The sequence below is a fragment of the Variovorax sp. Varisp41 genome (genome assembly GCF_047325085.1).
Taxonomy (GTDB): domain Bacteria; phylum Pseudomonadota; class Gammaproteobacteria; order Burkholderiales; family Burkholderiaceae_C; genus Variovorax.
The window spans coordinates 462679-475167 of the sequence record NZ_CP168540.1 but is presented as its reverse complement, the minus strand read 5'-3'; the positions used below and the strand labels follow the sequence as shown (position 1 = coordinate 475167).

The window sequence follows — 12489 nt, the reverse complement described above, 5'->3', positions numbered from 1 at the left end:
AGCCATCATTGCTTCTCGGTGAGGAAGGCGCCCTTCGGCCCCTCCGCGTTCTTCTGGCGCCGCGTGTGGCCGTCGAGGCCGCCATCGACCGCCCATTCGGCGAACACCGTCGGCCCCGGCTCGAACTCGCGCGGCTGCCAGTCGGCCGTGAGCTGGTCCTCGTCGGCGTAGTACTCGATCAGGCCGCCGGCCGGGTTCCTGAAATACCAGAAGTAGGCCGAGGAGACCGGGTGCCGGCCCGGGCCGAGCTGCGTGTCCCAGCCCTGGCGCGAGAAGTGCAGCCCGCCGCCGAACACCTCGTGGATGTCGCGCACGGTGAAGGCCACGTGGTTGAGCCCGCGCTTGCCCGAGGGAATCTGCAGCAGGAACAGGTCGTGGTGGCCGCCTTCGGGCGCGCAGCGCATGAAGGCGCCGCGGTTCGGATAGCTGTCGGAGCCGACGAAGCCGAAGCGCTCGGCATAGAAGGCGCTCGTGGCCTTCACGTCATTGACGAAGAACACCACATGGCCGACCTCGATCGGCGTGGCGCGCTCGTAGATCGGCGCGGGCTGGTTGAGGCGCGGCTTGGCGTTCCAGGTGTTCATCGCGCCGCAGTCGACCTCGACGGCATGCTTGCGGCTCACCTGCAGCCGCACGGCCAGGCCGTTGGGATCGATGCAGCCGATGCGGCGCGCGCCGTCGATGCTGGCGTCGAGGAAGCCCGGATCGTTCGCGATCGCGGCGGCGTAGCGCTCGAGGTCGGCCTCGCTCTCCACGCCCCACACCACCTCGCGCAGGGTCGGGCCCTCCTCCATCGCGGGCGGCAGGTTCGCGTCGTCCAACGCCGCGACGACGACCCGGCATCCGTTGAGGCACTCGAAGACGAGTTCGCCGGGCGCCTCGGACTTCAGCGCGAGGCCCCAGTCCTCGAAGAAGCGGCGGCAGGTGGGCAGGTCGTCTGCCCCGTAGGTGATCTGGTCGATGCCTAGAACGCTCATGCTGTGGCCCTCTGTTCAGTTCGCCCACGCGAGCGGTTGTTCGTTGGTGCCCCAGTACATGCTCTTCTGTTCCATGTACTGGAAGATGCCTTCGCGGCCCTTCTCGCGGCCCAGGCCGCTGTCGCGCCAGCCGCCGAAGGGGGTGGAGACCGAGAATTGCTTGTAGGTGTTGACCCAGACCGTGCCGGCCTGCACCGCGCGGCCGAGCTTCCAGGCGCGCTTGAAGTCGCGGCTCCACACGCCCGCGGCCAGCGCATAGACGCTGTCGTTGGCCTGCGCGATCAGCGAGGCCTCGTCGTCGAAGGGCATCGCGACCAGCACCGGGCCGAAGATCTCCTCCTGGCTGGTGCGCGCGCCGTTGTCCAGGCCTTCGATGATGGTCGGCCGGTAGAAGTAGCCGCTGTCGTAGCCGGCGCCCTGCGGACGCACGCCACCGGTGCGGATGCGGCCGCCCTCGGACACGCCGAGCTCGACGTAGCGCTCGATGCCCTCGCGGTGCTTCGCCGTGATCAGCGGGCCCATCTGTGTGCGCTCCGAAGCCGGGTCGCCCACGCGCAGTGCGTTCGCGCCTTCGGCCAGCCGCGTGAGGAACTCGTCGTAGATGCCGCGCGCCACGAACAGCCGCGAGCCCGCGATGCACGATTCGCCCGACGAGCTGAAGATGCCGTAGAGCACGCCGTTGACGGCATGGTCGAGGTCCGCGTCCTCGAGCACCATGGTCGGCGACTTGCCGCCGAGCTCGAGCGACACCGGCATCATCTTGTCGGCCGCGATGTGGGCGATGTGCCGGCCGGTGGTGGTGCCGCCGGTGAAGGACACGCGCTTGACCAGCGGATGCTTCGTGATCGCATCGCCGATCACCGAGCCCCGGCCCGGCAGCACGCTGACGGTGCCCCTGGGCACGCCGGCCTGTTCGCAGATGCGCGCCAGCTCGAGCGCCATCAGCGGCGTGACCTCGGCGGGCTTCACCACCACCGCATTGCCGGCCGCCAGCGCGGGCGCGAGCTTCTGCGCCTCGCTCGCGATCGGCGAGTTCCACGGCGTGATCGCCGCGACCACGCCCATGGGCTCGTGCACGCTCATCGTGACGAAGGCGCCGCGCGACGGGGTGATGCTTTCCTCGAGCGTCTCGAGCGCGGCCGCGAAGAACTGGAAGGTGCCCGCGGCACTGGCCACGAGGTTGCGCGTCTCGTTGATCGGCTTGCCGTTGTCGAGGCGCTGCTTCTGCGCCAGCGACTCGGCCTCGTCGCGGATCAGCTGCGCCACGCGGTGCAGCACGGTGGCGCGCTCGTGCGGCAGGCGCTGGGCCCAGCCGCTGGTGCGGAACGCGCGGTCGGCGCCCGCGATGGCCTCCTCGACGTCGGCCAGGCTCGCGGCGCGCAGGCGCGCGATCGGTTCGCCGGTGGCCGGGTACAGGCTCTCGTAGACGTCGCCGCCGCCCAGGCGCCATTCGCCGGCGATGCAGATCGGAAGAAGTTCGGAAGAAATCATGGGGTGGCTCAGATGGCGAGCGCCGCGACGCGGTTGCGCAGCGCGCGCACGGCGCTGTAGACGGTCAGCGCGGAGGTCTTGGGATTGGCCGCGAGCGGCTTGTTGCGCATGGTCAGCTCGAAGCTGCCGAAGGCGCCCTCGGCTTCGACGGTGTGCACGTTCTCGGCCGTGGCCGGGTCGGCGATCAGCCGCACCTGCGTGCGGTCGAGCCCCAGCCCCGCGAGCGAGACGGTGGCCGCGACGTTGGCGTTCTTCGGATAGAGCAAGGCCGCCTCGCGCGCGCTGCCCTCGAAGATGACGGTGGCCTGCGCCAGCGCGTCGAGGTCGAGCCCCTGCTCGGCCGGCGTGCCCTTCCAGGCCTTCGGCGGCTTGCGGCCGGTGTAGCGCACGCTGGCCAGGCCGCCGATGCGGGCCGCGGCCAGCGCGTCGATCGCGCCGATGGCGCCCGGGATCAGCTGCACCTGGGTGCGGCCCGCGACCGCCGCGGCCTCGAGCCGTTCGGCGAAGCCGGCCGCCGACAGCGCGCCCACCGAGGCGACCACGCAGGGCGTGCCGCGTGCCAGCGCCGGCAGCACGTGCTGCTCGATGGCCGCATGGCCCGCGGTCTCGACCACGAGGTCGATGCCTTCGGCCGGCACCGCGGCGAGCACCTGCGCGCCGGGCGCGGCCTGGCGCGCGGCTTCGGCGCCGTCGGCGGGCACGACGACGGTCGTCACCTTCAGGGCCGGGTCGTCGCGCAGCAGTTCGAGCACCGCGGTGCCGATGGCGCCGCAGCCGACCAGGGCGATGCGCTTGGGGGCGGTCATGGATCGGGTCTCGCTCGCTGTCACTTTGCCGTGCCGAGCGCGGGAATCTGCGTGACCGTGTTGGTCGGCGGGCCCGCGAAGCTGGTCTTGAAGCCGCCGATCGACAGCATGTCGATCTCGAGCAGGAAGGGGCCGTCGGTGGACAGCGCCTCGTCCAGGCGTGCCGGCAGCTCGGCCAGGTCCTTCACGCGCGCATGCGGCAGCGCGATCGACCGGCACAGCAATTCGTAGTCGGGCGTGTGCAGCTCGGCATAGCACTGGCGGCCGCCGTACTGCGCGTCCTGGATGTTCTTGATCACGCCGTAGCTCTGGTCGTTCATCAGCACGATGGCCATCGGCGCCTTCTCCTGCACCATGCAGGCCAGCTCGCCCAGGTTGAGGATGAAGCCGCCGTCGCCGGCCAGGCAGAAGGTCTTGCGGCCCGAACCGGTGACCGCGGCACCGATGGCCGCGCCGATCGCCATCGGCATGCCCTGCCCGATGCCGCCGCCCGTGGCATGCACGCCGGCGCTCGGCTCGAAGATGCGCAGCTCGCGGTTGCCCCAGGTGCTGTTGGAGACGGTCACGTCGCGCACCCAGTTGAACTGGCGGCCGGCCGCCGACTGCAGGCGGCGCACGAGTTCGGCATAGGGGCCGAGGCCGTCGCGCAGCGTGGCCACCGCCTGCTCGTGCGCGGCGCGCAGGTCGACCAGCAGTTGCGGGTCGGCGCGGTAGCCGGCCGCCTCGAGGCGATCGGCCAGGCCCTCGAGCGCGAGCGCCGAGTCGCCGCAGACGAAGGCCTCGGAGGCATAGCAGCGGCCTTCGGCGGCCGCGTCGGCATCGATGCGGTAGAGCGGGCGCGGCAGCTTGAGTTCGTACTTGAGCGTCTCGTTGCCGCGCAGCCGCGAGCCGACGACCAGCAGCGCATCGCAGCTCTGGTAGAAGGCCTCGACCGGCTTCTGGATGTTGTAGGCGCCGAGCGAGCCGGCATCGTCCTCGGGCACGGTGCCGCGGCCCTGCGTGGTCGTGACCACGCCGAAGCCCAGCTTCTGCAGCCGCTGGATCGCGGCGCGGGCATGGCGCGCGCCGCCGCCGATCCACAGCAGCGGACGCTTCGCGGCGGCGAGCCGCGCGGCCAGCGCATCGAGCCCGGCAGCCGAGGGCACGGGCCGCTCGATGGGCAGCGGCGACAGGTCGGCCGGCATGGTGGTCAGCGCCGACTGGATGTCGATCGGGATCTCCACGCTGACCGGGCCGGTGGGCGCGGTCAGCGCGAGCTGCACCGCGCGCTTGAGCGTGCCGAGCACGGTCTCGACGCTGCGCACGCGCAGCGCCGCCTTCGACACCGCCTTGAGCATGGTGAGCTGGTCGGGCGCCTCGTGGATGTACGACATGCCCTTGTCGAGGTAGGGCGTCTCGATCTGGCCGGTGATGTGCAGCAGCGGCGCGCCGGCGGTCAGCGCCTCGACCAGGCTGCCCGCGATGTTGCCCGCGGCCGGACCGGTGCTGGTGATGCACACGCCCAGGCTCGCGGTGGAGCGTGCATAGGCGTCGGCCATGTTGCCCGCGCCGGCCTCGCCGCGCGCCGAGACGAAGCGGATCGTGCCGCGCTGCGCGAAGGCATCGAGGATCGGCATGTTGTGGATCGAGATCACGCCGAAGGCGGCCTTGACGCCGCACTGCTCGAGGAAGGCGGCGACGACCGCGCCCACGGTCACGGGGCTGTTGTTGTTCTGGGGGTTATGCATGGCGGGAGTGGCCTCCGGAGATGTCGATATGGCTGCCGGTCGTGTACGACGCGAGTGGCGAGGCCAGGAAAAGAATCGCGCGCGCGGCTTCGGTCGGAAGCCCCAGGCGACCCAGCGGGATGTGTTTGGTCTTCGCGAGCTGGCCGCTCCAGGCGGCCCAGTCCAGCGACTTGTCTTCGCGCGCCTCGAAGCGGCGGCGCCACTGGCCCGACTCGACCAGGCCGATCAGGATGCCGTTGACGCGCACGCCCTGCGGCGCGAACTCGGTCGCCATCGAGCGCACCAGGTTCAGCAGGCCAGCGCGCGCGGCCGAGGTCGCGACCATGTGCGGCTCGGGCTGGCGCGCCAGCAGCGAGTTGGCGCAGACGATGGCGGCGTCGCCAAGCACGGCGCGCTGCGCCGCGAGCTGCGGCAGGAAGGCGCGCGTTGGATGGATCACCGAGAAGAACTTCAGGTGCAGCTCCTGCGTCCACGCCTCGTCGTCGGTGTCGGCGAAGGTCGAGACCCGGCCCTGCCCCGCGTTGTTGACCAGCATCGAGGCCGGGCCGAGCGCGGCCTCGCTGGCGGCCGCGAAGGCGCGCACCGCGGCGGCATCGAGCACGTCGCAGGGCTGCGCGAACAGCCGCGCCTCGGGAAAGCGCGCGCGCAGGCCGGCCACGGCGCCATCGAGCCGCTCGGCGTTACGGCCGCACAGCGCGACCGCGGCGCCGCAGGCCAGCAGCAGCTCGACCGTGGCCAGGCCGATGCCCGACGACCCGCCCGTGACCACGGCCACGCGGCCGGCCAGTGCATCGGCGGCGAAGAAGGAAGAAGAGGAAGCAGCCATGGATCTCAGGCGCTGCGCAGCGGCACCACCTTGGCGGCGCGCGCGGGCGAGTAATTGAGCAGGCCCGAGATCTCGTCGGCCGTGCCGCGCACGCGCTGCACCATCTCGTCCATGCGGCTCTCGTCGATGTGGCCCGAGGTGATGGTGGCGCCCAGTGCCGCCACGATGTGGCCGCCGTGGTCGCGCACCGGCGCGGCGATGGTCGAAATGTTCGACTCGAAGAAGCCCTCGCCGAGCACATAGCCGCGCTGGCGGTCGGCTTGCACCATGTCGAACAGCTCGTTGACGGTCTTCGGCGTGCTCGGCGAGAAGGTCTCGAGCTTGTCCTCGGGATAGAGGGCGCGCAGTTGCGGCAGGGTCAGGTCCTCCAGCAGGATGCGGCCCAGCACCGTGGCATGGGCCGGCAGCCGCGTGCCCACGGTGACCGAGCTCGCGAAGGGCGTGGGCGGCGCGACCTTGGCGACGTAGACGATCGAGCGGCCGTCGCGCACCACCAGGTTGCAGGGCGTGCGCAGCTCCTCGCAGAGGCGGTTGAGCAGCGGCGTGCCGAGCTGCGTGAGCTCGAGCGAGGCCAGGTATTCGAAGCCCAGGCGCAGCACGGCTAGGCCCAGGCGGTAGTCGCGCCCGCCTTCGGCGCGCTCGAGGAAGCCCATGTTCTCGAGCGTGGTGAGCAGGCGGAACACGGTCGAGCGCGGCAGGTCGAAGCGGCGCGCCAGCTCGGGCGCCGAGAGCGTGCGGCTCTCGCGGCTGAACTCGCACAGCACGCGCAATCCGCGCTCGAGCGCAGGCACGTTGTAGCGGTCCGCGCCCTCTTCCATCGCGTCGGTGTCATTGGTGGCCATGTCTCTTGATTTCCTTCGTTGGATAGGGGTGGTGGCGCTCAGTGCGCGAGCGATTCGCGCAGCAGCGCGGCGACGGCCCGCGGTTGCTCCACGTAGCCGGCGTGGCCCGCATCGTCCACCAATTCGAGCGCCACGCCGCAGCGCCGCGCCACTTCCTCGCAGGCCGCGGGCGGCGTGACCGCATCGAGCGCGCCGCAGGCCACGCGCACCGGCATCGGCGGCGGCAGCTCGGCCAGCAGGTCGGCGTTGCACAGCAGCTCGACGGCCTGGCGGTAGCCGCGGTCGTTGAGGCGTGCCATGTTCCAGCGCACCCATTGGCGCGCGGCCTCGCTGGCCTGGTCGGACACCAGCCGGCCCGCGCGCTGCGCAGCCATGCCGGCGATGCCGAGCTGCTCGAGCGTGGCGAGCCGTTCGGCGCGGACCTTGGCGCGCGCCTCCGCGCGCTGCGCGGCGCCGTAGCCGATCGCGGGGCTGACCAGCAGCAGCCGGCGAATGCGCGCATCGCGGCGCGCGGCCGCGGCGGCGACGATCGCGCCGAGCGAATGGCCGAGCAGCACGCAGGACTCGATGCGCAGCGCATCGAGCAAGGCGCTCAGGCGCGCCGCATAGTCGGCGGCTGTCGGTGCATCGGCCTCGAGCGGCGTCGATGCGCCGTAGCCCGGGGCGTCCCAGGCGATCAGGCGCGCCTCGGGTGCGAGCAGTTCGGCGACCTCGAGCCACGAGGCCGCGCCCGAGCCGATGCCATGCAGGCAGACGATCGCCGGGCCCTGCCCGCGTTCGCGCACCGACACCACGGCGTCGCCCGCGACCGCGACCTCGCGGGCCGCGAAGCGCGCATCGAGCCGCGCCAGCTCGGCAGCGGGCGGCATCGAGGCCTGGGTATCGAGGGTCTGCATGGCCGCCGTGCTCAACGCTTGATCTTGGCCAGCGGGTGGTCGGCCGGATAGGTCGGCGTCACCGGCTTCTTGGCGCCGAGCATCACGCACATCAGGGCGTCCTCGTCGCCGATGTTGATCTCCTCGCGGTAGACGCCGGGCGGCACCGAGATCAGGTCGCGGTCGGTCATGATGGTCTCGAAGCGCTCGCCGTCCTTCTCGATCACCACCTTGAGCTTGCCGCGGATCAGGAAGAACACTTCCTCCACGTCGGTGTGCAGGTGCGGCGGGCCTTCGTGGCCGGCCGGGATCACCATGGTCGAGAAGGTGAAGTGCTCGGCCGGCACGGTGTTGACGTCCTTGGCGACGCCGGTGCCGCCCGTGCCCACGTAGCGCATCTGGGCGCGGCGGAACTTGGGATCGAAATCGGCCTGGAACTTCAGCGCGTCCCAGTCGTACTTGCGGGTCGAATAGCGCGCGATGCGGCTGTCCATCCACTCGGCGAGGCTGCTGCCCGCGGGTTGCGCCAGGCTGTTGCCGCCGGCATCGTTGATCTTTTGCTGTTCGGACAGATCGCTCATGGTGTGGGACTCCTGGGTCGAAGAGGAAGGGATTCAGTGCATCGCGAAGCCGCCGTTCACGGCCAGCAGCTGGCCGGTCACGAAGCGCGCGAGGCCGGAGAGCAGGAACACGGTGGCGCCGCAGACGTCGGCCGCCTGCTGTTCGCGCGGGATGGCGCGGCCCTCGAGGTATTTCTGGTGGCGCGCCATCGGCACGTACTCGGTGGCCTCGACCAGCGTGAGGCCGGGCGCCACGGCGTTGACCGTGATGCCGTCGCCGCCCCATTCGCGCGCCAGCGAGCGCGTCATGGAGATCACCGCGCCCTTGCTCGAGGCATAGGCCAGCAGGTTGGGCGCGCCCCACAGCGCAGTGTCGGAAGCGAGGTTGACGACGGCGCCGCGGCCGCTGTCGGCCAGCGCCGCGCGGCAGGCGCGGCCCATGAGCCAGCTGCCGCGCACGTTGACGGCCATCACGCGGTCCCACGTGTCGATCTCGAGCTGGTGCGCGTCGCGGCCGCCCGAATTGGTGATGGCGGCGTTGTTGACCAGGCCGTCGAGCCCGCCGAGCAGCCGGATCGCCTCGGCGGCGCCGGCCTCGATCGAGGCGGGGTCCGCGAGGTCGATGGCCAGCGCATGCGCCTGGCGGCCGGCGTCGCGCAGCGCCTTCGCTTCGCTTTCGGCCTGCTCGCCGAGGATGTCGGCCAGCACCACGCCGGCACCGGCCGCGGCGATGCATTGCGCGAACGCGAGGCCGAGGCCGCGCGCGCCGCCGGTGACGAGCACGCGGCGGCCGGCCAGCAGGTTGGCCGGCAGTTCGGCCAGCAGCGCCTGCAGGCTGGCGGGATCGGCGGTGGTCTTGAGTTCGGTCATGGCGGGTTCAGTCGGCCTGGATGCCGAGCTCCTTGATGACCTTGCCGAAGCGCGCGTAGTCGGCGGCATTGGTCTTGCCGAGCACCTCGGCCTCACCGCCCACGGGCGTGGTGCCGAGCACGGCCATGCGCGAGACGATCTCGGGCATCTTCAGGATCTCGTTGAAGTGGCCGTTGAGCGTCTTCACGATCTCGGGCGGCAGGTTGCGCGGGCCCCAGAGGCCGTTCCAGGCCGTCACCTCGACGTCCTTGTAGCCCTGCTCGGCCAGCGTGGGCACATGGGGCGCGAGCGGCGTGCGCTGGGCCGAGGCCACGGCCAGCGCGCGCAGCTTGCCGTTGGCGAAGTACGGCGCCACCGGGCCCAGCGTGATGAAGGTGACGGGCACGTGACCGCCGAGCACGTCGTTGACCGCCGGCGCCACGCCCTTGTAGGGCACGTGCGCGAGGCTGGCGCCCGAGGCGCGCGCGAACATCTCGCCGAGGATGTGCATCGGCGAGCCGCTGCCCGGGCTCGCGTAGCCGAGCGGCTTGGCCGGCTTGGCCGCGGCCACCGCGTCCTTCAGGCTCGCGAAGCCGCTGCCGGCGCCGGCCACCAGGAACAGCGGCTGGCTGCCGGTCTGCACGATCGGCGTGAAGCCCGCGAGCACGTCGTAGCCCGAGGTGCCGCCGGTCTTGAGCACCAGTTGCGCGATCGAGAAGGTGCTGGGCGCGAGCAGCAGCGTGTAGCCGTCGGGCGCGGCCTTCGACACGAAGGCGCTGCCGATGATGCCGCTGGCGCCGGGCCGGTTGTCGACCAGCACCGGCTGGCCGACGCGCGTGGCGAGCTTCTCGGCGAACAGCCGCGCGAGCGCGTCGGTGTCGCCGCCGGCCGGGTAGGCGACCACCAGCGTGATCGGCTTGGCCGGATAGGCGTCGGCCCAGGCGGACCCGGTGGCGCTGGCGGCGGCCGCGCAGACGGCGGCGGCAAGGGCGTGGCGGCGAGTGAGGGGCATGGATTCGTGGGTCCGGGTGGATCGCTGCTTGTTTTACTAATGAAACAACGATTTATTAATGGAACGCCACGAAGGATAACGATCAGGACAACTTCATATCTAGGTAGAAACCCTAGTCGACTTTGCGCATGCAAAAACAGGGCGGCTCCTCTCGGAACCGCCCTGCCCTGGCGTCGAAGCAGCGCTGCTCAGCTGCCGTAGCGCGCGACCGTCAGCCCTTCCATGTCGATCGCGGGCACACGCCCGCCGACCAGGTCGGCCATCACGCGGCCGGTGCCGGCCGCCATGGTCCAGCCCAGCGTGCCGTGGCCCGTGCTCAGCAGCAGGTTCGGGATGCGGCAGGCGCCGATCACGGGCGTGCCGTCGGGCGTCATCGGGCGCAGGCCGGTCCAGAAGCTGGCCGTGCCCACGTCGCCGCCGCGCGGAAAGAGATCGGTCACCACGTGCTCGAGCGTGTCGCGCCGGCCGGCATCGAGGCGCAGGTCGAAGCCCGAGAGCTGGGCCGTGCCGCCGACGCGGATGCGCTCGCCGAGCCGGGTCACGGCGACCTTGAAGGTCTCGTCCATCACGGTGGATTCGGGCGCGCCCGTCGGGTCGGCGATCGGCACCGTGATCGAGAAGCCCTTGACCGGGTACACCGGCAGGTCGATGCCCAGCGGCCTGGCGAGCGCGGGCGAGTAGCTGCCGAGCGCGAGCACGTAGCGGTCGGCGACGAAGCGACCGGCATCGGTGCGCACCGCGGTCACGCCGCCGCCGTCGTGCTCGATGGCCTCGATGTTCACGCCGAAGCGGAAGCTGGCGCCGTGGCCCTCGGCCAGCACCGCGAGTGCCTGCGTGAACTTGAAGCAGTCGCCGGTCTCGTCGCCCGGCAGCCGCAGGCCGCCGACGAACTTCTCGCGCACCGCGGCCAGCGCGGGTTCGTACGCCACGCAGCCGTCGCGGTCGAGCAGCTGGTAGGGCACGCCCGAGGCCTTCAGCACCTCGACATCCTTGGCGCTGCCGTCGAGCTGCTGCTGGCTGCGAAACAGCTGCAGCGTGCCCTGCATGCGCTCGTCGTAGGCGATGCCGGTGTCGGCGCGCAGCGCCTTCAGGCAGTCGCGACTGTATTCGGCCAGCCGAACCATGCGCGCCTTGTTGAGCTCGTAGCGCGCCTGCGTGCAGTTGCGCAGCATCGCGAGCCCCCAGCGCCACATGGCCGGGTCGAGCATCGGCTTGATGACCAGCGGGCTGTGCTGCATCAGCATCCACTTGACGGCCTTCCGCGGCACGCCGGGCCCGGCCCAGGGCGCCGAATAGCCGGGCGAGACCTCGCCCGCGTTGGCGAAGCTGGTTTCGAGCGCGGGCGCCGGCTGGCGCTCGAGCACCGTCACCTCGTGGCCGTCGCGCGCCAGGTAATACGCCACCGAGGTGCCGATGACACCGCTGCCCAGGACCAGGATCCGCATCGAAGACCTCCCGCTGCCGAAGCCGGCATGCCGCGAGGGTACAGCGGCCGACTTACAGCTTCAAAGCGTCTTGCAACTGCCGTGCCGAGAAGCGCTGCCGCGCCGCGGGCCAGGCCTCGAGCAACTCGACCATGCGCGCGTTGCGCGGCGCCTCCAGGCCGCAGGCCTCGGCCAGCCGCACGATCTCGCCGCTGAGCGCATCGATCTCGGTGCGCCGGCCGAGCGCGAGGTCGTCGGCCATGCTCGAGCGCGCCTTGGCGTCGATGCGCAGCATGCGCGCGGCGACGATGCGGAACAGCCAGTCGGGCAGCCGCAGCACGCCCGGCAGCCGGCGCGGCGGCACGGCCGTGACCTGGGCCGGCGCGATGCCGGCCTGGCGCAGCACGCGCAGGCCCTCGTCCATGAGCGCCGCGAAGCAGCGCCGGTAGCCGCGCTGCATCAGCTGCTCGCGCAGCGGCAGGCCCGACAGCGCATTGACCGGGTTGTTGAGGTTGATCAGCAGCTTGCCCCACTGGATCGGCCGCAGGTCGGCATGCAGGTCGAGCGGCACGCCGGCGCGCTCGAACACCGGCAGCCAGGGCCGCAGCGCCTCGTCGTCGCGCGCCGCGAGCCGGCCCGGCGTGCCGCGGTGGAAGGCACCGGGGCCGAGCTCGGCGACGTTGTAGGGCACCATCGCCGGCACCACGTTGAGCGTGGGGCCGGCCTCGGACGCGACCGCGGCATTCGAGACCCCGTTCTGCAGCGAGACCACCAGCGTGCCCGCGGGCAGCGAGAAGGCCAGCTCGGCCGCGGCCTCGGCGGTGGCACCGCTCTTCACGGCAAGCAGCACCAGCGCGGGCTTGATGCCGCCGGGGACCCGGTCGACCAGGTGCAGGCCTTCGGCCGGCAATTGGTGGCTGCGGCCTTCGAGATCGGTCAGGGCCAGGCCCTGCGCGGCCAGCGCCTGCAGCACGCGCGCACGCCCGACGAAGGTGACCGGCACGCCGGCCGCCGCGAGGCTGCCGCCGACGAAGCAGCCGATGGTGCCCGCGCCCATCACGAGGACTTCGCCGGGCACCGTGTCGGTCATCGCGACGGTT

The 12489-nt window shown here is 71.6% G+C and carries 12 protein-coding genes; all 12 read right to left on the bottom strand.

Translation table 11 applies throughout. The annotated features are described in order from the left end of the window. Positions 1 to 5: 5 nt before the first annotated feature. The 12 genes from ACEN9J_RS02035 to ACEN9J_RS01980 all read right to left on the bottom strand — a co-directional run bounded on the left by ACEN9J_RS02035 (position 6) and on the right by ACEN9J_RS01980 (position 12479). A complete protein-coding gene (locus ACEN9J_RS02035; RefSeq protein ID WP_413763149.1) occupies positions 6 to 977 on the bottom strand; it encodes a VOC family protein in 972 nt (323 codons plus the stop codon). Positions 978 to 992: 15 nt separating this feature from the next. Continuing rightward, positions 993 to 2468 carry an aldehyde dehydrogenase gene (locus ACEN9J_RS02030; RefSeq protein ID WP_413763148.1) on the bottom strand — a complete coding sequence of 492 codons (1476 nt, stop codon included), beginning with the start codon at positions 2466 to 2468 and terminating at the stop codon, positions 993 to 995. Positions 2469 to 2476: 8 nt separating this feature from the next. Further along, positions 2477 to 3274, bottom strand: a complete 798-nt coding sequence (locus ACEN9J_RS02025) for an aspartate dehydrogenase (RefSeq protein WP_413763147.1) — start codon at positions 3272 to 3274, stop codon at positions 2477 to 2479. 20 nt (positions 3275 to 3294) lie between these two features. Next, positions 3295 to 5001 (bottom strand): thiamine pyrophosphate-binding protein, encoded by a 1707-nt coding sequence (locus tag ACEN9J_RS02020; RefSeq protein WP_057595706.1) that lies wholly within the window; start codon positions 4999 to 5001, stop codon positions 3295 to 3297. Next, complete coding sequence (locus ACEN9J_RS02015) at positions 4994 to 5827, bottom strand: SDR family oxidoreductase (RefSeq protein WP_413763146.1); 834 nt, start codon at positions 5825 to 5827, stop codon at positions 4994 to 4996. Before ACEN9J_RS02015 ends, ACEN9J_RS02020 begins: the two co-directional genes overlap by 8 nt. Before the next feature lie 5 nt (positions 5828 to 5832). Next, the gene (locus tag ACEN9J_RS02010) at positions 5833 to 6669 is read right to left on the bottom strand and encodes an IclR family transcriptional regulator (protein WP_057595708.1); all 837 of its coding nucleotides are present in this window, start codon (positions 6667 to 6669) and stop codon (positions 5833 to 5835) included. A 38-nt stretch (positions 6670 to 6707) separates the two neighbouring features. After that, positions 6708 to 7565, bottom strand: coding sequence for an alpha/beta fold hydrolase (locus ACEN9J_RS02005; protein ID WP_413763145.1), 858 nt, complete (start codon positions 7563 to 7565; stop codon positions 6708 to 6710). Positions 7566 to 7576: 11 nt separating this feature from the next. Further along, the gene (locus ACEN9J_RS02000) at positions 7577 to 8125 is read right to left on the bottom strand and encodes a cupin domain-containing protein (RefSeq protein WP_261207050.1); all 549 of its coding nucleotides are present in this window, start codon (positions 8123 to 8125) and stop codon (positions 7577 to 7579) included. A 33-nt stretch (positions 8126 to 8158) separates the two neighbouring features. Continuing rightward, complete coding sequence (locus tag ACEN9J_RS01995; protein WP_057595710.1) at positions 8159 to 8974, bottom strand: SDR family oxidoreductase; 816 nt, start codon at positions 8972 to 8974, stop codon at positions 8159 to 8161. 7 nt (positions 8975 to 8981) lie between these two features. Continuing rightward, positions 8982 to 9965 carry a Bug family tripartite tricarboxylate transporter substrate binding protein gene (locus ACEN9J_RS01990; RefSeq protein ID WP_261207045.1) on the bottom strand — a complete coding sequence of 328 codons (984 nt, stop codon included), beginning with the start codon at positions 9963 to 9965 and terminating at the stop codon, positions 8982 to 8984. Positions 9966 to 10153: 188 nt separating this feature from the next. Beyond that, positions 10154 to 11410, bottom strand: coding sequence for a D-amino acid dehydrogenase (locus tag ACEN9J_RS01985; RefSeq protein ID WP_413763144.1), 1257 nt, complete (start codon positions 11408 to 11410; stop codon positions 10154 to 10156). A 52-nt stretch (positions 11411 to 11462) separates the two neighbouring features. Continuing rightward, positions 11463 to 12479, bottom strand: coding sequence for a 2-dehydropantoate 2-reductase (locus tag ACEN9J_RS01980; RefSeq protein ID WP_413763143.1), 1017 nt, complete (start codon positions 12477 to 12479; stop codon positions 11463 to 11465). Positions 12480 to 12489 lie beyond the last annotated feature (10 nt).